Origin of the sequence: Streptomyces sp. NPDC102437 (genome assembly GCF_044765565.1) — a bacterium.
GTDB lineage: Bacteria > Actinomycetota > Actinomycetes > Streptomycetales > Streptomycetaceae > Streptomyces.
The window spans coordinates 254905-278304 of sequence record NZ_JBIWKI010000001.1 but is presented as its reverse complement, the minus strand read 5'-3'; the positions used below and the strand labels follow the sequence as shown (position 1 = coordinate 278304).

At 69.2% G+C, this 23400-nt stretch carries 18 protein-coding genes; 9 read left to right on the top strand and 9 right to left on the bottom strand.

The genetic code is table 11. The annotated features are described in order from the left end of the window. The first annotated feature begins 132 nt into the window (after positions 1–132). On the top strand, positions 133–1473 hold the full coding sequence (locus ACIRJP_RS01240) for an MFS transporter (RefSeq protein WP_404166922.1): 1341 nt from the start codon (positions 133–135) through the stop codon (positions 1471–1473). A 102-nt stretch (positions 1474–1575) separates the two neighbouring features. On the opposite strand, the gene ACIRJP_RS01235 is transcribed toward ACIRJP_RS01240, so the two are convergent. From ACIRJP_RS01235 to ACIRJP_RS01220, 4 genes are all read right to left on the bottom strand, one after another. Then, positions 1576–3627: a beta-galactosidase gene (locus tag ACIRJP_RS01235; protein WP_404166920.1), complete on the bottom strand. Its 2052-nt coding sequence runs from the start codon at positions 3625–3627 to the stop codon at positions 1576–1578. An 85-nt stretch (positions 3628–3712) separates the two neighbouring features. Further along, entirely contained in the window at positions 3713–5053 is a 1341-nt protein-coding gene (locus ACIRJP_RS01230) for an ABC transporter substrate-binding protein (RefSeq protein ID WP_404166919.1), read from the bottom strand. A 95-nt stretch (positions 5054–5148) separates the two neighbouring features. Further along, on the bottom strand, positions 5149–6084 hold the full coding sequence (locus tag ACIRJP_RS01225) for a carbohydrate ABC transporter permease (RefSeq protein WP_404166917.1): 936 nt from the start codon (positions 6082–6084) through the stop codon (positions 5149–5151). Positions 6085–6088: 4 nt separating this feature from the next. Further along, a complete protein-coding gene (locus ACIRJP_RS01220) occupies positions 6089–7015 on the bottom strand; it encodes a carbohydrate ABC transporter permease (RefSeq protein ID WP_404166916.1) in 927 nt (308 codons plus the stop codon). A gap of 261 nt (positions 7016–7276) precedes the next feature. Here ACIRJP_RS01220 and ACIRJP_RS01215 point away from each other — a divergent pair, with 261 nt between their 5' ends. Continuing rightward, positions 7277–8263, top strand: coding sequence for a LacI family DNA-binding transcriptional regulator (locus ACIRJP_RS01215; protein ID WP_404167619.1), 987 nt, complete (start codon positions 7277–7279; stop codon positions 8261–8263). 123 nt (positions 8264–8386) lie between these two features. Here the strand turns inward: ACIRJP_RS01215 and ACIRJP_RS01210 are convergent, their stop codons facing one another. Beyond that, positions 8387–9220, bottom strand: a complete 834-nt coding sequence (locus tag ACIRJP_RS01210; RefSeq protein WP_404166914.1) for a ribonuclease activity regulator RraA — start codon at positions 9218–9220, stop codon at positions 8387–8389. A gap of 85 nt (positions 9221–9305) precedes the next feature. Between ACIRJP_RS01210 and ACIRJP_RS01205 the strand changes: the two genes are divergently transcribed. From ACIRJP_RS01205 to ACIRJP_RS01185, 5 genes are all read left to right on the top strand, one after another. Then, positions 9306–10598, top strand: a complete 1293-nt coding sequence (locus tag ACIRJP_RS01205) for an alpha-L-fucosidase (RefSeq protein ID WP_404166913.1) — start codon at positions 9306–9308, stop codon at positions 10596–10598. 311 nt (positions 10599–10909) lie between these two features. Further along, entirely contained in the window at positions 10910–12154 is a 1245-nt protein-coding gene (locus tag ACIRJP_RS01200; RefSeq protein ID WP_404166911.1) for an ABC transporter substrate-binding protein, read from the top strand. After that, on the top strand, positions 12133–13059 hold the full coding sequence (locus tag ACIRJP_RS01195) for a carbohydrate ABC transporter permease (RefSeq protein ID WP_404166909.1): 927 nt from the start codon (positions 12133–12135) through the stop codon (positions 13057–13059). The genes ACIRJP_RS01200 and ACIRJP_RS01195 overlap by 22 nt, the downstream gene beginning before the upstream one ends. 13 nt (positions 13060–13072) lie before the next feature. Continuing rightward, positions 13073–13984 (top strand): carbohydrate ABC transporter permease, encoded by a 912-nt coding sequence (locus ACIRJP_RS01190; RefSeq protein WP_404166907.1) that lies wholly within the window; start codon positions 13073–13075, stop codon positions 13982–13984. Between the two features lie 101 nt (positions 13985–14085). After that, positions 14086–16062, top strand: a complete 1977-nt coding sequence (locus ACIRJP_RS01185; RefSeq protein WP_404166905.1) for a hypothetical protein — start codon at positions 14086–14088, stop codon at positions 16060–16062. An 88-nt stretch (positions 16063–16150) separates the two neighbouring features. Here the strand turns inward: ACIRJP_RS01185 and ACIRJP_RS01180 are convergent, their stop codons facing one another. The 3 genes from ACIRJP_RS01180 to ACIRJP_RS01170 all read right to left on the bottom strand — a co-directional run bounded on the left by ACIRJP_RS01180 (position 16151) and on the right by ACIRJP_RS01170 (position 18921). Beyond that, complete coding sequence (locus ACIRJP_RS01180) at positions 16151–16918, bottom strand: GntR family transcriptional regulator (protein ID WP_404166903.1); 768 nt, start codon at positions 16916–16918, stop codon at positions 16151–16153. A 68-nt stretch (positions 16919–16986) separates the two neighbouring features. Next, positions 16987–17973 carry an acetylxylan esterase gene (locus tag ACIRJP_RS01175; protein WP_404166901.1) on the bottom strand — a complete coding sequence of 329 codons (987 nt, stop codon included), beginning with the start codon at positions 17971–17973 and terminating at the stop codon, positions 16987–16989. 123 nt (positions 17974–18096) lie between these two features. Continuing rightward, positions 18097–18921, bottom strand: coding sequence for an amidohydrolase family protein (locus ACIRJP_RS01170; RefSeq protein WP_404166899.1), 825 nt, complete (start codon positions 18919–18921; stop codon positions 18097–18099). 135 nt (positions 18922–19056) lie between these two features. Here ACIRJP_RS01170 and ACIRJP_RS01165 point away from each other — a divergent pair, with 135 nt between their 5' ends. Continuing rightward, complete coding sequence (locus ACIRJP_RS01165; RefSeq protein ID WP_404166897.1) at positions 19057–20979, top strand: hypothetical protein; 1923 nt, start codon at positions 19057–19059, stop codon at positions 20977–20979. Then, positions 20976–21932, top strand: a complete 957-nt coding sequence (locus ACIRJP_RS01160) for an aldo/keto reductase (RefSeq protein WP_404166895.1) — start codon at positions 20976–20978, stop codon at positions 21930–21932. Before ACIRJP_RS01165 ends, ACIRJP_RS01160 begins: the two co-directional genes overlap by 4 nt. A gap of 466 nt (positions 21933–22398) precedes the next feature. On the opposite strand, the gene ACIRJP_RS01155 is transcribed toward ACIRJP_RS01160, so the two are convergent. Next, positions 22399–23361, bottom strand: coding sequence for a helix-turn-helix domain-containing protein (locus tag ACIRJP_RS01155; RefSeq protein WP_404166893.1), 963 nt, complete (start codon positions 23359–23361; stop codon positions 22399–22401). Positions 23362–23400: the final 39 nt, after the last annotated feature.

Below are 23400 nucleotides of genomic sequence, written 5' to 3'. Positions count from 1 at the left end.
GGGGGGGGGGGGGGGGGGGGGGGGGGGGCGGGCCGCGCCCCCCCCCCCCCCCCCCCGGCCCCGCCCCAAGCCCTGTCGTCAAGTCCTGTCGTCCGCATCCGACGGCTGTCACAGCACACCAAGAGGACACCGATGTCTTTGATCCGCGGTTCCCGCACGAACAGTGCGGCCACACCACACGAAACCCCGCGCGATGCGCTCGGCGAGCTGGACCAGCGCAACCTGCGGCGGCTGATGCCGCTGCTGGCCGCCTACATCATGTCGTTCCTGGACAGGACCAACATCGGGCTGGCCAAGGAACGTCTGGAGGTCGACCTGGGCATCTCCGCCGCGGCCTACGGGCTGGGCGCCGGGCTCTTCTTCCTCACCTACGCGATCTCCGAGGTGCCCAGCAACCTGATCATGTACCGGGTGGGCGCCCGCTGGTGGATCACCCGGATCATGGTGACCTGGGGCGTCATCTCCGCCTGCATGGCCTTCGTGCAGGGCGAGAAGTCCTTCTACGCCATGCGGCTGCTGCTCGGTGCCGCCGAGGCCGGGCTGCTGCCGGGCATCCTGCTCTACTTCACCTACTGGTTCCGCTCCGAGATCCGCGGCAGGGCCATCGGGCTGCTCCTGCTCTGCGCCTCCATCGCCAGCGTCGTCGGAAACCCGATCGGCGGGCTGCTGATGGAGATGGACGGGATCGGCGGCTGGCACGGCTGGCAGTGGATGTTCGTCATCGAGGGCGTCCCCTGCCTCTTCCTGGCGTTCGCCATCTTCCGCTTCCTGCCCGACGGCCCGGCCGAGGCGCCCTGGCTGACTGCGGACGAGGCCGGGCTGGTCCAGGACGCGGTCACCCGCGAGCAGACCGAGGGCGCCCAGGCGGCCGGCAACGACTCCGGTTCCGGCTCGCTGCTGACGGTACTGCGCGACAAGCAGATGCTGCTGGCCATCTTCGCCAACTGGACCCACCAGGTCGCCCTGTACTCCGTCGTCTACTTCCTGCCCGGCGTCATCGGCGGCTGGGGCGATCTCTCGCCGTTCACCATCGGCCTGCTGACCGGACTGCCCTGGCTCACCGCGGCCGTCGGCGCCGTACTGGTGCCGCCCCGCGCGACCACGCCCCGGCGCTCCCGCAACTTCGTGGTGGTCGGCCTGCTGATGACGTTCACCGGCCTCGTCGTCGCCGCCGTCGCCGGTCCAGTGATCGCCCTGCTCGGCTTCTGCTTCACCGGCCTGGCGTTCTTCGTGGTCCAGCCCCTGCTGTTCAACTTCCCCGCCACCCGCTTCTCGGGCAAGACCCTCGCGGGCGGCCTGGCGCTGCTCAACACCATCGGTATCACCGGCGGCTTCGTCGGCCCCTACATCATGGGCTACGCCGAGGACGCCACCGGCAACCGCCTGTCCGGCCTGTGGGTATCCATCGTCCTGCTGGCCCTCGGCGCGCTGGCGGCCACGCGGCTGCGCTTCTCCCCCAAGTCCGCGTCCTGACAAACCCCCTGGCGTGGGCCCCACGGGGTCCACGCCATGGGGCCCGCTTCCGACGCTGCTGCCCTCGATTCGTCCTCGCTGTTCACTCCGGACCCAAATCTTTCAGGGGGCGGGTTGCCGGAGTACGGCTACCTCCCGGGGCGGCAGCACGAGGCCACCCTCCGACGCGGGGCCGACGAGCAGCTCACCGGTCACACCGGGCAGCGGCACCGGCGCGTCGCTGCGGTTGACCAGGAAGAGGTAGCGGCTCCCCGCGTCGCGGCGCACCGCCAGTTCGACCACTCCTCGTGCTCCGTCCGGGAGTTCACTGGTCACGCCGGCCGGTGCGAGCAGCTCCGGCAGCAGCGAGGCGAGGCCTTCGACGCCGAGACGGGTGGAGACGTACGCGGCCGACCCGTCGCCTGCCGTACGGCGTGTGACGGCCGGGCGGGAGGCGTACGTCCCGCTGCGGTAGTGGGCGAGCACCTCCGTGTCCGGCCCGGTGACAGTGATCCGGTCGGTCCACACGCTGCCGGTCGTCGCGTTGTCGAGGTCGACGGTGTCCCCGTCGAGCAGCGGCCCGAACTCCTCGATGCGGATGCCGAGCAGCTCGCGCAGGGCACCGGGATATCCGCCGAGCCAGATGTGGTCGTTCTCGTCGACGACGCCGGAGAAGTACGTGGTGACGAGGTGTCCGCCGCCCTCCACGTACCGGTTCAACTCCGTGCCGAAGGGCCGGGACACCATGTGCAGCACGGGTGCGATCACCACGTCGTACGAGGAGAGATCGGTACGGTGCGCGGGCACCACATCGGCGCGGACGCCGAGCCGCAGCAGCGCGGAGTACCAGTCGAGGGCCTCGCGGTGGTAGTCGAGCCTCGATGTGGGATGGGAGTCCTGCTCGCTCGCCCACCACGAGTCCCAGTCGAACAGGAGAGCCACGCGGGCGGGTTCGCGCTCGGTTCCGGCGATCGGTGCGATCGCTTCGAGGGTGCGGCCCAACTCCGAGACGGAGCGGAAGACCGCGCTGTCGGGGCCGGCGTGCGGCACCATCGCCGAGTGGTACTTCTCGGCTCCGGCCGCCGACTGGCGCCACTGGAAGAAGCAGACGGCGTCGGCGCCGTGCGCCACGTGCAGCAGCGAGTCCCGCGCCAGCTCACCGGTTCTCTTCGCCAGGTTGACGGGCTGCCAGTTCACGGCGCCGGTGGAGTGCTCCATCAGGAACCACGGGCGGTGGCCTGCGATGCCGCTGGTCAGATTGGCGGCGAAGGAGAGCTCGTCGCGATCCTGCGGGCCGGGGACGATGTAGTGGTCGTTGGCGACGAAGTCGATCGCGCCCGAGGCCGCCCAGTCCGCGTAGTCCATGCCCTTGGTGCCGCCCATCACCATGAAGTTGGTGGTCACCGGCACGTCGGGGGTCAGCTCCCGCAGCACCTCGCGCTCCGCGAGGAGATGGTCCTTGAGCGCGTCCGACGAGAACCGCTTGAAGTCGAGCTGCTGCGTCGGATTGGGGTGCGAGGCGGCGAGGCGGGGCGGCAGGATCTGGCCCCAGTCGCTGTAGCGCTGGGACCAGAAGGCAGTTCCCCAGGCATGGTTGAGGGCGTCGAGATCGGTGTAGCGGCGGCGCAGCCAGGCGCGGAAGGCATGAGCGGCGTCGTCGGAGTAGTCGTAGACGTTGTGGCAGCCCAGCTCGTTGTTGACGTGCCAGGCGACCAGGGCCGGGTGTCCGGCGTAGCGCGTCGCCAGCTTCCGTACCAGGCCCAGCGCGTGGGTGCGGAAGATCTGTGAGGTGGGCCGCCAGTGCTGGCGTGCGCCCGGCCAGAGCGTCTCGCCGGTCGCGGTCACCGGCAGGATCTCCGGGTGGGCGGTGGTGAGCCACGGCGGCGGGGAGGCGGTCGCGGTGGCCAGGTCGACGCCGATGCCGCCCGCGTGCAGCAGGTCCATCACCTCGTCGAGCCAGTCGAAATCCCAGGTGTCGGCGGTGGGCTGGAGCCGGGCCCAGGAGAAGATCGCCAGGGAGACGATGTTCACGCCGGCCTCGCGCATCAGCCGGATGTCCTCCTCCCACACCTCCCGCGGCCACTGCTCGGGGTTGTAGTCGGCGCCGTAGCCGAGGCGGCGGCTGCCGTCGCCGCCCGCCGGGTAGGGGAAGCGGGTGGTGCGGGGGGAGGTCATGCAGGTCCTTTCGGGGGCCGAGGTCAGGTGGAGATGACGATGGCTGTGGCTGTGGTGCGGTCAGGAGCCCGGGGGGCTCCGGGGGCTACTTCTCGACGGTGAATCCCTGCTCCGTGCCGTACTCGACGGACGCGTCCTGCCAGGCCTTCAGGCCCTGGTCCAGCCTGGTGCCGGAGATGTAGGCCTTGCCCACGGTGTCGTTGAAGATCGAGTTGGCGTACACCTGGTACGGCAGGTACTTCCAGTCGGTGGGCACGTTCTTCGCGGACTCGGCGAAGACCTTGTTGGCCTTCTGGCCGCCGAAGTACGGGAATTCGGTGTTCTGGAACGCCTCGGAGTTCAGGTCCTTCGTGGTCGCGGGGAACGCACCGTTCTCGACGCGGGTCTGCACGCCCGCACCGGAGTTGGCGTACTCGACGAAGGCGTACGCGAGTTCCTTGTTGCCACCGAGCTCGGGCAGCGCGAGCGAGCTGCCGCCGTTCTCCGCGCCGGCCGTCGCGCCCTTGGTCCACTGCGGCAGCGGGGCGGCCCGCCAGTCGCCGGAGGCGCCCTTCACGCCGGAGGCGAAGTTGGCGGGCATCCATGCACCGGTGGGCAGTGTGGCGATGGTGCCGTCACCGAGGCCCTTGTACCAGTCGTCGCTCCATCCGGCGATCGGCGAGAGGAGCTTCTCGTCGATGAGCTTCTGCCAGGTCCCGGTGTACTTCTTCGAGCCCTCGTCGGTGAAGTCGATGCCGACCTCGGTGCCGTCGACCTTGTACGGGTGCGCCCCGGCCTGCCACAGAAGGCTGGTGGTCAGGCCCGCGTCGCCGAGGTCGCTGGTGATGTATGCCTTCGGGTCCGCCTTGTGCAGCTTGCGGGCCGCCTCGACGTACTCGTCCCATGTCGTCGGCACGGCGATGTCGTACTTGTCGAAGACCTTCTTGTTGTAGAAGAGCGCCATCGGCCCGGAGTCCATCGGCAGGCCGTAGACGCCGTCATGGGCCCGCACCGCGTTCCACGGGCCCGGGGAGTACGTGTCGGCCAGCTTCTCGGCACCGTACGGCTTGAGGTCGGTGACCGACTTCGTGAGCGCGTACTGGCTGAGCGCGTAGTACTCGATCTGCGCGACGTCGGGGACGCCCTTCTTGGCCGAGATCGCGTTCTGCAGGGCCTTGTACTGGTCGTTGTTGGTACCCGCGTTGACCAGCTTGACGTCGACCTTCGGGTACTTCTTCTCGAAGTCGGCGACGACCTGCTTCAAGGTGGGCTCCCACGCCCACACGGTTACCGTTCCGCCCTTCTTCAGTGCGGCCTGGATGCCGGCCGCGCCGACCTTCTTCTGTGCGGAGTCCTCGTCGTCGGAGCCGCCGCAGGCGGTCATCCCGAGGGCGAGGGCGCAGACGAGACCGATGCCGCGCAGCAGGCGGCGGGGGTTCTTGGGCATGGCGATGCTCCCACTTCGTCGTGGTTCTACAGAGGGCCGTCGTGCTTCTACAGAAGGTTTTCGGGAACCGTGAAGGCTGGGCTTCCCGGCCGCGTCTACTCCTTGACGCTTCCGGCGGCGAGACCGGACCGCCAGTACTTCTGGAGCATCAGGAACGCTGCGATCAGCGGCACGATGGTGATCAGCGAGCCGGTGATGACCAGGTTGAACACGACCTCGCCGCCGGCCGCGTAGGCCTGCTTGTTCCATGCGTCGAGTCCGACGGTCAGCGGGTACCAGTCGGGGTCCTTCAGCATGATCAGCGGCAGGAAGTAGTTGTTCCACGTCGCGACCGTGGTGAAGAGCAGGACGGTGACCGTACCGGGCGCCAGCAGCGGCAGCGCGACCCGGAAGAATGTGCGCACCTCGCTCGCGCCGTCGATGCGGGCGGCCTCCATCAGCTCGGTGGGGATCGCCTCGGCGGCGAACACCCACATCAGATACAGGCCGAACGGCGAGATCAGGGACGGGACGATGACCGCCCACGGAGTGTCGGTCAGGCCGATCTTGCTGAACATGAGGAACGTCGGGACGGCGAGGGCAGTGGTCGGCACCGCGACCGCGCCGATGACGACCGCGAACACGGCCCGCTTGCCCGGGAAGACGAACTTGGCGAGCGCGTACCCACCGAGCACCGCGAGGAGTGTGGCACCGCCCGCGCCCACCACCACGTACAGCAGGGTGTTGAGGAGCCAGCGGCCGAAGACGCCGTCCTGGTAGGTGAAGGTCTGGGCGATGTTGTCCCACAGGGCGAAGTCCCCGTCGAACCAGAGGCCGAACGAGCGCGCCAGTCCCCCTTGTGTCTTGGTGGCGCTGATCAGCAGCCACAGCAGCGGGACGAGGCTGTAGAGCACGACGACTGCGGTGAGCAGGGTCAGCAGGACACTGCGCCCGGGACGCCCGGGGGTATGGCGGCGCGGAGCGCGAAGGCGCGGGGCGGCTGACTTCGCCGGAGCGGCGGGGCGGGGGGCGGCGGCGGTCGGGCCGGTCATCGGGTCACGCTCCCTTGCGCATGCCGCGCAGCTGGACGACGTAGGCGACGACCATGGTGATCACGCCCATGACGATGGCGACCGTCGCGGAGTAGTTGTGCTGCTGGCCGGAGAAGGACAGCGAGTACGTGTAGTAGTTCGGGGTGTAGTCGGTGGTGATCGCGTTCGGTGCCAGCTTCTGGAGGATGGCGGGCTCGTTGAAGAGCTGGAAGCTGCCGATGATCGAGAAGATGGTGGCGATGACGAGCGCGCCGCGGATGGCCGGCAGTTTGATCGCCGAGATGACGCGCCACTGTCCCGCGCCGTCGATCTCCGCCGCCTCGTACAGCGAGTGCGGGACCACCCGCAGCGCGGCGAAGAAGATCAGCATGTTGTAGCCGACGAACTCCCAGGTCACGATGTTGCCGATGGATGCCAGGATCAGGTCGGAGGAGAGCGGGTCGGGCAGCTTCACGCCGAACGCGTCGTTGATGTCGCCGACCAGGCCGAAGCGGGTGCCATAGATGAAGCCCCACATGAGGGAGGCGACGACGGCGGGCACCGCGTACGGCAGGAAGACGGCGATCCGGAAGAAGTCCTTGCCGTAGAGGCGGCCGCTGTCGAGGGCGAGCGCGATCAGCAGTGCGAGCCCCAGCATGATCGGCACCTGAAGGAGGAGGAACAGGCCGACGCGCCCGGCCCCTTCCCAGAACTGGCCGTCCTGCAGGGCCTGTCGGTAGTTGTCGAAGCCCACGAAGGTGGTGCCGCCGATGAGCTGGGTCCGGAAGAGGCTCAAGTAGACCGAGTACCCGAGCGGTGCCAGGAAGACCAGCGCGAAGACGAGGACGAAGGGGCCGATGAACCCCCATCCCCTCCACGAGCGGCGTGCCCGTCGCACCGGTGGTCCGGCCGGGCGGGTCCCCGTGGCCGCCGACGGTTGAAGCGTCGTCATCCTGCGTCCCTCACTCGTACATCCCTCGCGGGTGGTGACCTCGATGTTTGCGTAACCATTTCGGCGCGCAAGAAGCCGACGGCTGATATGTTTACGTAAACATCGGGTGGCGGCATGTCTACACCGCCCCGTTGATCACGGTCAAGAGTCTGTCTCCCGGTATACGAACCGGGCAGTGGGTGAGGGGGGACGGTGGGAGCAACCGACAGCGCCGCGGCACGAGGCGGGGCCGGCGGCCGGCGCCGTGCGCAGAGCGCGTCGATGGCGGACGTCGCCCGGGTCGCGGGGGTCTCCGCGCAGACGGTGTCGCGCGTCTCCAACGGCTTCCCCGGCGTCAACGAGGAGACGCGGCAACGGGTGCTCACGGCGATGAAGGAGCTCGGCTACCGGCCCAACAGTGCGGCCCGCGCGCTCAAGCGGGGCGAGTTCCGCACGATCGGCGTGATCACGTTCACCCTGTCCACGACGGGCAACATGCGCACGCTGGAAGCCATCGCGACATCGGCCGCGCAGGAGGGGTACTCGGTCACGCTGATGCCGGTCGCGGTCCCCACCCAGGACGAAGTGCGCGGCGCCTTCTCCCGGTTGGGCGAGCTGGCGGTGGACGCCGTCATCGTCATCATGGAGGTCCATCTGCTCGATTCGGCGCCCCTGTCGCTGCCGCCGCACGTGAAGATCGTGGTCGCGGACTCGGACGCCGGGGACCGGTACGCGGTCGTCGACACGGACCAGGCGGGCGGCACCCGGGATGCCGTGCAGCATCTGCTCGGCCTCGGGCACCGCACCGTGTGGCACATCGCCGGACCGGAGGCGTCGTACGCGGCACAACGACGGACGGACGCCTGGCGCAGAGCACTCGAGGAGGCCGGTCGAGTGCCGCCGCCCCTGGTGCGCGGCGACTGGTCGGCTGAGTCGGGCTACCGCGCGGGCCTCCACCTGGCCGACCGGTCCGACTGCACCGCGGTGTTCGCCGCCAACGACCAGATGGCCCTGGGCCTGCTGCGCGCACTGCACGAGCGCGGCCGCAAGGTTCCCCAGGACGTCTCGGTCATCGGCTTCGACGACATTGCGGAGTCGGGCTCCTTCCTGCCCCCGCTGACCACGGTCCACCAGGACTTCGCCGAGGTCGGCCGCCGCTGCGTGGAGAGCGCCCTGCGCCAGGTACGGCAGGGCGGTCAGGAGCGGGGAACGACGCTGGTGCCCACCCGGCTGGTGGTGCGGGACAGCACGGCGCCCGGACGCGGCTGAGGACGCGCCGGGGCCGGGGCACTCGGGCGGCGAAGCCGACGCCGTTGGCGCCATCCGCACCACCGCGCCGCGGTCGCCTCCCCGTCCCCCGGCCCCGGGCGCCACCCCGTGCGCCCGCCCGGCTCAGGTGGCGGGCCGGCTCGCCAGGTACTCGGTCAGGCCCTCGCCGGTGAGCGGGTAGTAGTCGCAGAGCCGTCCGCCCTCGTCGAGGCGGCGGCGCGCGAACTCCTCCCGGTCCTGGTGCAGCAGGGAATCCTCGGAGAGCGGGATCGCGTTCCGCTGCGGCACGACGACGGCGCCGTCCTCGTCGGCCACGATCAGGTCACCGGGGGTCACCAGGGAGCCGCCGACACCGACGGGCACGTTGAACGCGGACGGGAACAGTTCGGTCTGCGAGGCGTAGTGCGGGGTGACGCCCGTGCACCAGATGGGCACGCCGAGCGCCCGGACCCGGGCCGCGTCCCGCACCCGTCCGTCCACCACGATCCCGGCACCGCCACGCAGCTTGAAGTAGCGCACGAGCATGTCGCCGAGGCAGCCGGTGAAGTGGCTGCCGTAGGCCGAGACGACGAGCACGTCGCCGGGCCGGATGGACTCCAGGACGCCCCACAGCGCGGTCTTGCGCTCGATGTCCTCCTGCTCGGCGCCGTTGAAGACGTCCTCGCGCTGCGGCAGGAACTGCAGCGTCACGGCACCGCCGGTGACCTTGACGTCCGGTTCGCGGTGCAGCGGTACGGGACCGTCGATGAACGTCCGGGTGATGCCCATCTGGTGCAGCTTCGCGCAGGCCGTCGCCGCGCTCACGCCCTTGAGGGCCTCCACCATCTGTGAGGTGGGCCGCACGTAGTCCGCGGTGTGGACCGGCGCTCGCATCGATTCGTAACGACGGCCCTCCTCCGTCCCACTGACGCGGGTCTCCCCCGTCGACGGCGTTTCCTGATCCCCTGTCGGGTTCATGCACTTGCCTCTCCGCGCGCTCGTCGCGCACAACGCCAGTGACATCATCGCCTATCGATGGTAGATAACAGCCAATCGATTAGTGATGTCAATGCGTCAGGAGCCTTCCGTGACCGGTGCTTCCACCGACTCCCCTGATCCCACCGGGTGGTTCGAGGCCGCCCGCTTCGGACTGTTCGTCCACTTCGGCCTGTACAGCCTGGCGGCCCGGCACGAATGGGTGCGCAGCCGGGAAGCCATGTCGCAGCAGGCGTACGACCGTTACCTGCACCGCTTCGATCCCGATCTCTTCGACGCCGCTCAACTTGCCCGTACAGCACGAGAGTCGGGCATGCGGTACGCAGTGCTGACCGCCAAGCACCACGACGGTTTCTGCCTGTTCGACTCGGCACTGTCCGACTACACCTCGGTGCGCGCGACGGGCCGGGACCTGGTGCGCGAGTTCGTCGACGCGATGCGCGCCGAGGGCCTGCGCGTCGGCCTGTACTACTCGCTGCTCGACTGGCACCACCCCGACTTCACGGTCGACGAGCACCACCCGCTGCGCGGCACCGCGGCCGAGCGGGAGCCGCGTGACATGGCGCGCTACCGCGCGTACATGGAGGGGCAGATCCGCGAGATCCTCACCGCCTACGGCCCGATCGACCTGCTCTTCTTCGACTTCACATATCCGGAGAAGGGACCGCAGGAGTGGGGTGCCAGGCAACTCCTCTCCCTGGTGAAGGAGTTGCAGCCCGGCATCCTGGTCAACGACCGGCTCGGCATCCCCGGCGACTACGTGACGCCCGAGCAGTACCAGCCCGACCGACCGCTGGAGCGCGGCGGTGAGCGGGTGATGTGGGAGGCCTGCCACACCCTCAACGGCTCGTGGGGATACGACCGCGACAACCACGACTACAAGGACCCCGCGCTACTGGTCCGCATGCTGGTGCAGTCCGTCGCCTGCGGCGGCAATCTCATCCTGAACGTCGGACCCACCGGCCGCGGCGCCCTGGACCCGCGAGCCCGGACCACGCTCGGGGCCATCGGCGAGTGGACCCGGCTGCACGCGCGTTCCGTGCACGGCGCGGGGCCGAGCGCGTTCGAGGCGCCGGCGAACGCCCTGTACACACAGGTCGGCCGCCGCCTGTATCTGCACCTGCCGGCCTGGCCGCTCAGACACCTCCATCTGCCCCGACTGGCCGGGCGGGTGCGTTACGCCCAGCTCCTGCACGACGGTTCGGAGATCCGGTTCCAGGAGATGGACGGCACACGGCACGAGCACAACAACCTCACGCCGCCGAACCAGCCTGCGGGCACCCTGACCCTGACCCTGCCGATCGCCCGGCCCGACGTGCTGCTCCCGGTGATCGAGCTGGAGCTGGACGGGCAGGAGTGAACCCCTGGTGCCCAAAGGTCTCTTCGCCGTGCGGTGCTCGCCGACGGAGCCGACCTGAGCCGGGGAAAGGAACTCAGAGCATTGCCGCAGCACCCTTGAAGAAGCGAGATGCAGCCCTTTAGCATCAGCAATCGATAGACGATAGACAAAGAGGTGAGGGCCCCGCCCCACCTCCGCCGCATCGCACCACCCCTCCGGGCGACCGTACCGATCGGCCGCCCGCGACCCCCTCCCATCGCAGCTCCACCGGGAACTCTGCGGCTGTACACCAGCTATCGATTATTCACGACTACGCAACGGAGCGTGTCCCGATGAAGAAAATGTGGCGCCGTACCTGCGGACTCGCCGTGGCTCCCCTCGTGATGGCATCGGCCGTCGCCTGCGGCAACGGCTCCGACCAGGCCTCGGAGGGCACGACCCTCCGCGTCATCGTGAACATCACGCCGAACCTGACGGAGAAGTACTGGAACGATCTCTTCGATACGTACGAGAAGTCCCACCCCGGCGTGACGGTCAAGCTCGAACTGACCGGCACGATCTCGGCGGACGCGAAACTGAGGCAGGACCTGGCGGCGGGCGATCCGCCGGATGTCGCCCAGCAGATCACGCCGACCGCCGAGACCGCGTCGCTCTTCGCCGACCTGTCCGACCAGCCCTGGACCGCCAAGACACCGCTGGCAGACCAGTACGCCATCGACGGCAAGCACTACGTGGTCGGGGTGGGTGAGCAGATCCAGTCGCTCGTCTTCTACAACAAGGCCGCCTTCGAGAAGGCCGGGATCGACGCCGCGAACATCCGGACCATGGATCAGTTCACTGCGGCCATGGGCAGCTTGAAGGGGGCCGGCTTCAAGCCTCTGCAGACCGCCGGCCAGTGGGTCACCGGCTCCCAGTTCTCCATGATGGCCGACGCGGGTGTGCTCACCGCCGACCCCGAGTGGACGGCCAAGCGCAAGGACGGAGAGGCCTCCTTCGCCAAGAGCGACTACCTGCCCTACCTGGAGCACTACAAGAGCTGGATCGACAAGGGCTACCTGGACAAGAGCGCGCTCGGCCTCACCTACGCGGACGGCCAGACGGCCTTTCTGAACGGCAAGTCCGCGATGTACATCATGGGTTCGTACTTCGTGCCCGCCGCCGACGCCGCGAAGAAGAGCGACGACATCGGCGTGTTCACCATGCCGACCGACGGGGCCTACCCGTCCGGTCAGTTCGGCAACATCTCGAACCCGTACGTGGTGGTGAACAAGTCGCGCCACAAGGCCGAGGCGATCGAGTTCGTGAAGTGGGCGACCACCGACCCGAAGGCCATCAAGAGCCAGCTCGCCTCCGACGCCAATCTGCGTGAGGGCTTCACGTACCCGATGTCCAGCCTCGGTTCGTCCGTGCAGAAGATCCTGGACAAGGCACCGTCGGTGATCGTGAAGTCCGGGAAGGGGCAGCCGATCGCCGGGTTCAGCGACGAGCTCAACAAGCAGATCCAGTCCCTGTACACGGGCTCGTCCCCCGCGGCCGCGGCCGAAGGATTGGACAAGTGGTGGAACTCGCAGAGCTGAAGGCGGGACCGAAGCAGCGCGGGCGACGCCGGGCCGGACTGAGGGACTCGGCCGTCACCCTCGCGATGATGGGCCCGGCCGTACTGCTCTACACGGTGATGACCGTCGTGCCGGTGGGCGTCGCGGTGTATCTCAGTCTGACCGACTGGGACGGCTTCTCCACCGCCACGTTCACCGGGCTCGACAACTACAAGCACCTGTTCGACGATCCGAGTTCGTCGGACGCCTGGTACGTGACGGGGCTGGTCGCCGCGGCCGGCACGGTCCTCATGGTGGGACTGGGGCTCGTGTACGCGCTGGCTCTCAAGGGCCGTTCGCGCACCAACTCGTTCTTCCGGGCCGTCGCCTACTTCCCGCACGTCATCAGCGCGCTGATCCTCGGCTACCTGTGGGCGGCGATCCTCGGCACCAACGGCGCCATCAACAACACACTCGCCAAGTTCGGGATCGAGCCGCTGGGTTTCCTCTTCGACGAGCAGTTCGCGCTGATCTCACTGATCGCCGTGATCGTGTGGGCCGGATTCGGCTTCAACGTCGTCCTGTTCGTGGCCGCCCTGCAGACGGTGCCCGCCGAACTGCTGGAGGCGGCGGCGATGGACGGCGCCTCCAAGCGGCAGATCAACACGCGGATCGTGATCCCCATGATCGCGCCCGTGGTGACCGTGGCGACGGTGCTGAACCTGGTGGGGCTGGTCCGGGCGTACGACATCGTGGTCAGCCTCACCGGCGGCGGTCCGGCCGGATCGACACAGACGTTCACGTACCTCATTCTCGCCCGTTCCTTCGAGGGCACCAAGGTCGGGTACGCGACCGCGCAGGCGGTGTTCCTGATGGTGGTGTCCGCGGTGCTCGCCCTCGTTGTGACGGCGCTGCGCAACCGTCAAGACCAAGCCGCGACAGGTTAGTTAGGAGCCGTTGGTGGTGGTACTAGAGGCAGAGGTCCGCGAGAAGGCGAAGGCCTTGCCGACCAGGAGCGACGACGTGCGGCGCACGGAGCGCGAGGAGGCCCGTTCACCCGTGCGGTGGGCCCTGCTCGCCGTGCTCTTCGTCGTCATGATCGTGCCGGTCTATCTGCTCGTGGTGAACGCCTTCAAGTCGCAGCAGGACATCCTCGACAACCCGTTCTCGATCCCCCTGAGCGAGCTGACCTTCGAGCACATGTCGGCCGCGATCAGCAGCCCGCAGTTCAACGTCATCGGCGGCTACGGCTTCACGCTGTTCCTCGTCGTGGTCGTGGACGTGCTGTGCATCCTGCTCGCGGGCCCCGCCGCGTACGCGATCGCGCGCAGTCTCAAGCGGCGTACGCAGCTGGTGCTGCTGTACTTCCTGGCCGGCACGTTCATCCCGGGCGCCGCCGTGATCATCCCGGTGATCTATGTGCTGCGCGAGGTCGGGCTGGCCAACACCGTGACCGGTCTGGTCGCGCACGATGTGGCGTCCACACTGCCGGTGAGCATCTTCCTGTTCGTCGGCTTCATCCGCACCGTCCCGGTGGACATCGACCACGCGGCGACGATCGACGGCGCGGGCCGGTACCGGACGTTCTGGTCCATCATCTTCCCGCTGATGCGTCCGGCGGTCGTCACGGTGCTGATCCTCAACTCGATCGGGATCTGGAACGACTTCGTCTCGCCGCAGATCCTGCTCAGCCCGTCCTCCGGGCACTACACGGTCACGACGGCGATCTACGCGGGCATCAGCCAGTACTCGACCGACCTGACGAAGGTGTTCCCCAACCTTCTGCTCGCCATCGCGCCCGTCGTCATCTTCTTCATCTACATGCAGCGCCACATCATCAGCGGTCTCACCGTCGGCGCCGTGAAGGGATGAGTCGTGAAGGGACGAGCCGTGGAGAGAGGACCGGGCTCGTCGTCACCTGTCCGAGCAAGAGCCGAGAGAAGAGAAAGGACCACGCAGTGCTGAGGAGTTCGATGCCACGGTCCCGCAGGGGTTCGTGGCCCGCAGCCGCCCTGCTCGCAGCCCTGGCCATGGTGGCGGCCGGTCAGCCCGCCGCCGCCCATCCGGCCGGGTTCCGGCCGGGAAAGACCTACTACGTCGCGCCGACCGGCGAGGACACTGCCGGCGGCCGGAGCGCCAGGGCCCCGTTCCGGCACATCCAGAAGTGCGCAGATGTGATGATGCCCGGCGACACGTGCCTGGTCCTGTCCGGCACGTACGAGGAGACGGTCGTGCCGGCCCGCTCCGGCACCGCCGCACTGCCGATCACCTACCGCGCCGCCCCGGGCGCGAAGGTGACGGTCAGCGGTTCCGCCAGGATCGGCGGCTTCGAGCCGGTCACCGCCGCCGATGTCACCGAGATCGCCAGGACCGACCCGTTCGCCCAGGACTCGCAGTTCAGCGACGCGGTGGCGGCCGGGCACGTCTACAGCACGGATGTCGACCTCGGCCCGGACGTGAGCACCGTGCAGGTGTTCACCGACAAGAGGATGGGCGTCGAGGCCCAATGGCCGTACCCCGGGCTCGATCTGCTCGGCCCCACGCTCCAGTACGCCGGTGCGGGCAGCGCGGACGCCACGATCGCCGACGCGGACCTGACCCGCCCGGCCGGTTACTGGGACGGCGCGCGCGCTCTCACCGGCTACTGGTACATCTCGGCCACGGGCAAGGTGAAGAGTTCGGCCGTCGGCTCGGTGACGCTCGACGTGGCGCCGCCGTGCGTCCACAAGGTCGTACCGAAGGAGACGCGGTACGCGCTCTCCGGCAAGATCGGTGAGCTGGCGCATCCCGGCGAGTGGTTCTACGACCCGGCCACGAAGCGCCTGTACGTGTACAGCACCGACGACCCCGGTGCCCACACCTTCGAGGCCAAGCGCCGCACCCTCGGCTTCGACCTGACGAACACCAGCCACACCACGGTCGCCGGCATCGGCCTGTTCGCCACGACGATCCGGACCGGCGCCACCAGCACCGGTGTCACTCTCGACGGCATCAAGGGCCGGTACCTGTCGCACTACACGGACATCACCCGGGGCGCGACGGACTGCGGCAGCACGGTGACCCGGGGCGTCGGCGACACGGGCATCATCCTCGACGGCACCCACAACAAGATCGTGAACAGCGATCTGTCGCTGAGCGCCGGGAACGGCGTCGCACTGCGCGGACAGAACAACACCGCCACGGACAACGTGATCCACGACGTGGACTACATGGGCACTTACGCGGCGGGCATCGCCGTGCAGGGCAACAGCCAGACGGTCACGCACAACACCATCTCCCGCGTCGGCCGCAGCGGCATCAACCTCCAGTGGAACGAGGTGACCGGCCTCACCCCGGGCAAGGACCTGATCGCGTACAACGACATCTCCGGGTACGCCCGGCTGAGCCTGGACGTCGCCGCGATCTACACCTGCTGCAGCGCGTACATGATGGGCTCGTCCATCGACCACAACGTGCTGCACGACCCGGCACCCACGACGACCTCGACCACGTTCGGCATCTCGGGCGTCTACGCGGACAACGGCCAGAGCGATCTCGTCATCGCGAACAACGTGGGCTGGGGCAACCGCGAGGGCACGGTGATGCTCAACGGCCTGGGCACCGGGTCGCACGACAACAGCGTCTACAACAACACCGGTGGGATGACGCTGTTCTACGTGAAGGAGCCGGAGGCGTCGACCGGCACGAAGATCTACAACAACATCGGGACGATCCGGGGCCTGACCGACGCCACGAACGGCGGTCTCGTCCTGTCCAACAACCTTCCCGCCGAGACCGATCCGCTCTTCGTCGACGCGGCGAACCACGACTTCCGGCTGACCGCCGAATCCCCCGCGCGCAATGCGGCGATCCCGCTGCCGGGGATCAATGACGGTTCCACGGACACAACACCGAGTCTGGGCGCGTATCAGTACGGGGCACCGAAGTGGACGGCGGGCGCCCGCCGATAATTCCCCCGATCGACACCGTCTCTGCAACTCACATGCAAAACAAAGGGGGCCCGGTGCGAATTTCGCATCGGGCCCCCTCGCCGGTGGATCAATTCGACTTCGCCCCGGTCTTCCTGGCCGCCGTCCGCTTCGTCGCGGCGGCCTTCTTGCGCGGCTTCTTCGCCTCCCGGGCGTCCGGCACGGGCCCGCGGCCGGCGGCATGGTCGGCGAAGGCCTCCGCCGCCTTGTCGGGCTCCCCGGACCGCAGCAGGTCGACGAGACGGCCGTGTTCGTCGGCCATGGCGCACCAGTCGCCGTCGAAGAGCGGGTCGGAGATGGCCCGCAGGGTACGCAGGCTCGGCTCGATGACCTCCCACATCCGGGCCAGGAACGGATTGCCGGCGAACTGGCTGACCAGGGTGTGGAACTCTATGTCGGCGTCGCGGAAGCCGCTCACGTCGCTCGCGGCGACCGCCTCGCGCATCCGCTCCACCAGCGCGTCGAGCTCGGCGAGCTGTTCCTCGGTGATGTGCTCGGCGGCGAGCCGGGCGGCGAGGCCCTCCAGCGGTTCGCGCACCTGACGGGCGTACTCCGCGTCCTGCGAGGAGATCTCGACCACGAAGTGGCCGCGGCGCGGGACGTGCGTGAACAGGCCCTCACGCGCGAGCCGCTTGACCGCCTCGCGCACCGGGGCCTGGCTCACACCGAGCCGCCGCGCGATCTCCGATTCGACCACCCGGTCGTTCGGCGCGAGATCGCCCTCGACCACGGCCTGGCGGAGCAGTTCGTAGACCTGGTCCGAGATCAGGGTCTTTCGGAACCGGTCCTTGTTGGTGGCCAGCGTGGAGACGAATCCACCCGACGCATTGGATGCCATGAATTCCCAATCCTGCACTGGGGCACGTAAGTTGCGACATAATACGCACCCATCTTCTCTCGATGGAATCACATCGAGGTTTCCAGCTGCTTGGACAGCCATTCCAATTTGACGACCTCATGGGCCGGCCCGCCGCCTTCGTGATCATTGAAAGGATAGGTCCGTATCTGCTTGTCGGCCTGGTCCACATTCCACTGGGCGCCGTAATGGTTGAACGCCGCATACACCGTGGAGGGCGGGCAGACGCGGTCCATCAGACCGACCGAGAACAGCGTCGGCGCATTCGCCCTGCGGGCCAGGGCGGCGCCGTCGAAGTAGGACATGGTGCGGGCGACCGTGGCCGCGTGCTCGCGGTGCAGCTTCACGAACCTGGCGACCTCGACGTACGGCGGCAGGTCGGTGATCGTGGTGGCGCGCGGGAAGTGGCACAGGAACGGCACGTCCGGCATGACGGCCACGAGGTCGGGGACGAGGCCCGCCGCGGCGAGCGCGATCCCGCCGCCCTGGCTGGTGCCGGTGACCACGGTGCGGGACGGATCGACGTCCGGGTGCGTGCGCGCGGCCGCGACGGCGCGCACCGCGTCGGTGTACAGGCGCCGGTAGTAGTAGCGGCGCGGATCGAGTACGCCGCGGGTGAGGAAGCCGGGCGCGGCGATGTCCCCGGCGGCCGGGTCGGGGTCGGGGGTCTCGGCGCCCTGGCCCCGGGTGTCCATGACGAGGTGCGCGTAGCCCGCGTCCGCCCACAGCCGCTTCTCGTGCGGGGCGCCCCGGCCGCTGCCGTATCCCAGGTACTCCACGACGATCGGCAGCGGGCCGGTGCGGGTCACCGGCAGGTGGAACCAGCCGCGCACAAGGTGGCCGCCGTAGCCGGCGAAGGTCACGTCGAAGGTGTCGATCGTGGCGAGCCCGTTGTGCACCGGCTCGAACGTCGCGGCGAGGCCGAACTCCTCCTGCCGGCCGAGTGTCTCCTGCCAGAACGTGTCGAAGTCGCCCGGCTCGGTGAGGGCCGGGCGGTATCTCTCCAGCTCGTCCAGGGACAGGTCGAAATGTGCCATGGGGCATCTCCGCGGAGGTCGGGACCGACTCTCGGCGAGGCGGAGCCGGTCACTTTTCATCGCCTATCGATCATCGAGAGAATCGAATCAGGGGCGTTCGAGCACTGTCAACCACGCGTACGGTCATCCGCCGATTCCGTACACCCGCACCGCGGTCGCGTGCAGTACCCGATGCCGCTGATCCTCCGTCAGATGGGCCAGGCCGAGCACGGACGCCGTGAGCGAGTCGGCCCGTGAGCCGCGGGGCAGGCAGATCGGCCAGTCGGAGCCGATGAGACAACGGTCGGGGCCGAGCACGTCCACGACGTGTCGCACCATGTGCGCGACACGCCGCCGCTCCACCCCGTGCTGCTGGGTGAGCAGCCCGGAGATCTTCACCACCACGTCCGGGCTCGCGGCGGCGCGCTCCACGTCTCGGTACCAGTCCCGCGCCGCAGGTGTGCGCGGGTCCGGTGCGTTGCCCAGGTGGTCGACGACGACGGTCAGCCCTGGGTGCCGGTCGGCGACATCGGACGCCGCCGCCAACGCGCCGCGGTGGAGATTGAGTTCCAGCGCCGTACCGGCTTCGGCCAACACCGGGACGAGCGCGCGGGCCGGCTCGGGGGTGTCCGTCCACGTGGCGCCGCCGAGCCGCATCCCGCTCGGGCGGAGGTCGCCGAGCTCATGCAGGAGGGCGTGGAACGGGCCGGGGCCGCCGGCGCCGTGGACATGCAGGTTGGCCACGTAACCGGCGACCAGGTCCGGGCGGCGCAGGCACAGTTCACGCAGGGCGAGCGTCTCTCCCGCGTCGCCGCGCGACGCCTCGACCAGGATCGCCCCGGCCAGGTCGAGGCCTTCGGCCGACCGCTCCAGGTCGGCCTCGTCGAAGACGCGATGGAGCTCGCTGCCCGGCCGGATCCACGGGAACCCCTCGGCCGGATCCCACAGGTGGACATGGCAGTCGATCACGTTGCGCCTCCCTCTCGGGGCTCGTCGGGGCCGCTCCGGAGTATTGACACGTCGGCTCCCTGCCCGTGAGTCTAACCATCGGCTATCGATGGGCGATTATTCAATCCGTACGTGACGAGGGTGCAGGTGTTCTCGATGCTCAGGCCTGAACGAACCGGTGGCACGCGCACAGTGGGCGAGCCGCACGGACCACTGCTGACCGCGTCCCGGCGCGTCACCGAGATCCCCCGGTGGGCATACCTGGAGAGGGAGTTGTTCGCCGTACAGGACAAGGCGTGGCGGCTCTTCGCCGACCGCTACACCGAGGGCGACGGCCGCCTCGTCTTCCGCGACACGCTCGGCCGGGGAATGGACGGCCGGGACGGTGTGGACGACTTCTACGAGCCGTTCTTCAACTGGCCGACGCTGTATCTGCTGGGTGGCAGCGCGGAGTTGCTGACCGCGGCGCGGCGGCACTGGCACGGGGTCACCGCGCAGCTCACCGAGATGGGCATGCTCGTCGACGGCCTGGAGCGCGGCTACGACTGGTTCCACCAGGGCGAGGGCCTGCTTCTCTTCTACGGCCTGTGCCTCGCCGACCCAAAAGACCCGGAGCTGCGCGAACTCGCCCTGCGTTTCGCGGACTTCTACCTTCCCGGCGGCCCCAACTACGATCCCGCGCACCGGCTCCTGCGCGCTCCGCACAACGGCTCGGCAGGACCGCGCTTCGGCTTCAGCGACGAAGAGGCGTACTTCCCGTGGAGTCTGGCCCTGCGCCCGTACGGCCTGCCGCTGGACGGGGTCGACGACGTCACGTCCTTCGACGACCTGGCCGTTTCGCCCGAGCGTGCCCGCGCGTACGGCCGCGCGATGTGGGACCGGATGGGCCGCGGTGACACGATCGTGAACCTGGCCGCCACCGGTCTGGCCACCAACGCCTTCCTGCTCAGCGGCGAACAGCGATACGCGGACTGGGTGGCCGAATACGTCGCCGGGTGGCAGGAGCGGCTGGCTGGGCGTGACGTCGTACCCGACAACGTGGGCCTGAACGGTGTGGTGGGCGAATACCTGGACGGCCGCTGGTACGGCGGCCACTACGGATGGTCCTGGCCGCACGGTCTGTCCCCCGTCGGCAGCGCCACCGTCATCGGCGCGGCGAACGCGACGCTTCTCACCGGTGACCGGGGCTTCCTGGACCTCGCCCGCAACCCCCTCGACGTGGTGCTGCGTCACGCCGAGCAGCGCGGCGCCGACCGGATGGGCACGCTCGGCGAGCGCTGGGAGCCCCACCTGAGCGCGATGACGGCCGAGCGCACCCTCATGGTGCCCCAGCGGCACAACGACTCCGGCTGGTTCGACTTCACCGTCATGCCCGGCCAGCTCCCGCTCGCGCTCTGGCACTTCAGCCGCGAGCAGGCCGACCGGGACCGGATCGAGCATCTGCGCGCGGAGTCCCACTGGGACTGGACCACCGTGCACACCCAGCGCATCAAGGACGAGGCCGGGCACGAGGAGCCCTGGTACGAGTTCCTGCACGGACGCAACCCGCACTTCCCCGAGCGGATGCTGCGCAGCGCCCTCGCGAGCTGCGCCGAGCGGGTCGAGGCCATCGAGAACGACACGGTCGACCCGGCCGTCGGACCCGACGCCCTGGACATCCACCACTGGCAGCACCTCAACCCGGTCGTGACGGAGGCGCTGCTGCAGCTGACCACCGGCTCCCCGCAGGTCCTCTACAACGGCGGCCTCGCCCAACTGCACCTGCGCTACCACGACGCGGACGCCCGCCGTCCCGGCCTTCCGGCGGACGTCGCCGCGCTCGTGTCGGACATCCGTCCCGACCACACGGTGGTGGAGCTGATCAACCTCGGCGACACGGCGCGCTCCCTGCTGGTGCAGGCGGGTTCGTTCGCCGAGCACCACGTCGCCGCCGTCCGCGTGGACGACGGTCCCGAGCAGCCGGTCGGCGGACCGTACTGCCGCGTCGGCCTGCCCGGGAACTCACGGATCCGGCTGACCCTGACCATGACGCTGCGCGCCGGCCGCGCGGCCTGTGCATCCCCGTGGGAGACGGCATGACCGGCAACGCCGCAGCGAACCGGCTGCCCTTCACGCTGCCCCGCATCGGCATCGGCACCGCTCCCCTGGGCGGGCTCTTCGAGGAGGTCGCCGAGCAGGACGCCGCCGCGACCCTGAAGGCCGCGGCCGAGGCCGGGATCACATACTTCGACACCGCGCCCCGCTACGGACACGGCCTCGCCGAACAGCGCCTGGGCCGCCTGCTCGCCCCGTCCGGGGTCACCGACCCGGTGATCTCCACGAAGACGGGCTGGCTGCTGCGCCCCCGGCCGGACGGCTCCCCCGGTGAGGTGATCACCGACTGGACGGAGCGCGGCATCCGCGAATCCCTGGAGGCGAGCCTGACCCGCCTGGGCCGCTCCAGCGTCGACATCCTGTATCTGCACGACCCGGACGACTACCCGGACGAGATACGCCGCACGGCCTATCCGGCGGTGCGCAGGCTGCGCGACGAGGGGCTGATCCGGGCGATCGGATTCGGGATGAACCACAGCGGTCCACTCGCCTCGTACGTGGCGGAGTTCGAGGTCGACGTCGTGCTCATCGCGGGCCGCTTCTCGCTCCTGGACCACGAGGCGCTCACCACCCTGCTGCCGCTGTGCGCCAGGACGGGCACCGCGGTGGTCGTCGGCGGCGTCTTCAACACCGGTCTGCTGGCCGATCCGTCCCCCGGCGCCATGTTCAACTACCGGCCGGTTCCCGCGGAGACGCTGGAGCGGGCACGCCGGTGCCGGACGCTGTGTGAGGCGTACGAGGTGCCGCTGCCCGCGGCCGCGATCCAGTTCCCGCTGCTGCACGCCGGCGTCGACTCGGTCGTCCTCGGCTGCCGTTCGGCGGCCGAGGTGACGGCGAACGCGGCGGCCGCCCGCTTCCCGGTCCCGGACGAGCTCTGGCAGCGGCTCGCCGAGGCCGGGTTCGTGCCCGAGCAGTTGCTGGAGGGGCGCGCCGTGTAGCCACGGACGACCGTCCGCCGCGGCGCCCCGCCGTCGGCGGCGGACGGCGACCGGTCCCGGCAGGTCCGTCATGGTGGCCTCGCCCACACCTGGACCGAGAACTGTGGTGTCCCGCCCGCCACATACGCCCCTGAACTGCCCCTTCCTACGGTGTGGCGACGCACCCTCGTCCCCGCCAACCGTCCGGAAGCGGTACCCGTGGCCGCCCCAGCGACCTCACCGCCGGCCCCGTCGAGCCTCAAGCGCATCGTCGCCTTGTGCACCTCATGGGTAACGGCCGACAGACCTGTGGGTGGGGGGCCCACCGCCGCCGTCCGGCCGGCAGGCGATGCCCCGTGTACCACCAGGCCGACGAAGAATCTCCTGGTGTCGTACTCGCCGTAGTAGCTGGGGTGCTTCCGGACGCCGAACGCGCGTCGAGACCACATCCACTCATGGTCGCCGCACCCGCTGCCGTCGTGCTGTCTCACAACCAGCCGCGGCGGGCCGCGATCACTCCGGCCTGGAAGCGGTTGGCGGCGCCGAGGAGGTCGTGCAGGCGGCTGATACGGCGGCGCATGGTACGGACGGACCAGCCGAGCTGACGGGCTATCGCCTCGTCCTTGAGGCCACTGACCAGGAGGGTGAGGACGAGTCGGTCCTCCTCGCCGAGGGGGTCCTCGGCCGGGGCGTTGAGGGGCAGGGCCTGCTTCCAGCACATTTCCCAGTAGCCGGTGAGGGCATCGAGCAGGGTGGACGGGCGGATCACCGCGGCGCGAACGTCGTCGAGGTTGAGGGAGAGCGGCATCAGAGCGAGCTTGCGGTCGGCGATGGCGAGTTTGATGCCCAGGCCGGGCAGGACACGGGCCTGTTCGCCGTGCCGGACCAGCTCGCGGATGTCGTCGAGGACGCCCGGCCATTCCAGGGCCTCGGGGGCGTAGACCGCGCGGTACCGTACACCGCGGCCGAGCGCCGTCGCCTCCACCGGGTTGGAGGTCGTCAGGGCGTACGGCGGCCGGTCCAGGGTCATCACGTCCTCGTGGGCCTCCTGTTGAAGGCGGACGAACCAGCGGCCGAGGGCCTCGCTGCCGGTGGTGATCTCCACCTCGTCCTCACAGGTCGCGCCGGTTCGCGCGGCGGCGAACAGCCGGGACAGCTCGTCGGCCACCGAACGGACGCGCTCCAGCTCATTACTTCTGGCCCGTACCAGCGCCTCGACGGCCGCGCCCGGCTCGATCGCGGCGTACCGGCGGCGGGTGCCGGCGAGCCGGCCTACCAGCCCGTGGTCGCGAAGCCGGTCCAGCGCCCTGGCAACGCGCTCGGACGAACAGTCGAGATCCGCGGTGAGTTCGGCAGGCGCTGCCGTCCGCCGGGTCAGAACGGCGCGGTAGACGCTCTCGTCGAACGGATCGATTCCTGCCGCCGTGAGTTGCGGTGTCTCGGGAGTCATGGACGGATCATGGCCCAGTTGTGCCAGCGGCAGCAATGG

Bases quoted from the DNA above. Each gene is read 5' to 3' on its own strand.
- ACIRJP_RS01215 (WP_404167619.1), top strand. From the start codon at position 7,277: ATGGCGGACGTCGCCCGGGTCGCGGGGGTCTCCGCGCAGACGGTGTCG.
- ACIRJP_RS01230 (WP_404166919.1), bottom strand. From the start codon at position 5,053: ATGCCCAAGAACCCCCGCCGCCTGCTGCGCGGCATCGGTCTCGTCTGC.
- ACIRJP_RS01210 (WP_404166914.1), bottom strand. From the start codon at position 9,220: ATGAACCCGACAGGGGATCAGGAAACGCCGTCGACGGGGGAGACCCGC.
- ACIRJP_RS01160 (WP_404166895.1), top strand. From the start codon at position 20,976: ATGACCGGCAACGCCGCAGCGAACCGGCTGCCCTTCACGCTGCCCCGC.
- ACIRJP_RS01180 (WP_404166903.1), bottom strand. From the start codon at position 16,918: ATGGCATCCAATGCGTCGGGTGGATTCGTCTCCACGCTGGCCACCAAC.
- ACIRJP_RS01205 (WP_404166913.1), top strand. From the start codon at position 9,306: ATGTCAATGCGTCAGGAGCCTTCCGTGACCGGTGCTTCCACCGACTCC.
- ACIRJP_RS01200 (WP_404166911.1), top strand. From the start codon at position 10,910: ATGAAGAAAATGTGGCGCCGTACCTGCGGACTCGCCGTGGCTCCCCTC.
- ACIRJP_RS01165 (WP_404166897.1), top strand. From the start codon at position 19,057: ATGCTCAGGCCTGAACGAACCGGTGGCACGCGCACAGTGGGCGAGCCG.
- ACIRJP_RS01225 (WP_404166917.1), bottom strand. From the start codon at position 6,084: ATGACCGGCCCGACCGCCGCCGCCCCCCGCCCCGCCGCTCCGGCGAAG.
- ACIRJP_RS01175 (WP_404166901.1), bottom strand. From the start codon at position 17,973: ATGGCACATTTCGACCTGTCCCTGGACGAGCTGGAGAGATACCGCCCG.
- ACIRJP_RS01185 (WP_404166905.1), top strand. From the start codon at position 14,086: ATGCCACGGTCCCGCAGGGGTTCGTGGCCCGCAGCCGCCCTGCTCGCA.
- ACIRJP_RS01220 (WP_404166916.1), bottom strand. From the start codon at position 7,015: ATGACGACGCTTCAACCGTCGGCGGCCACGGGGACCCGCCCGGCCGGA.
- ACIRJP_RS01235 (WP_404166920.1), bottom strand. From the start codon at position 3,627: ATGACCTCCCCCCGCACCACCCGCTTCCCCTACCCGGCGGGCGGCGAC.
- ACIRJP_RS01155 (WP_404166893.1), bottom strand. From the start codon at position 23,361: ATGACTCCCGAGACACCGCAACTCACGGCGGCAGGAATCGATCCGTTC.
- ACIRJP_RS01240 (WP_404166922.1), top strand. From the start codon at position 133: ATGTCTTTGATCCGCGGTTCCCGCACGAACAGTGCGGCCACACCACAC.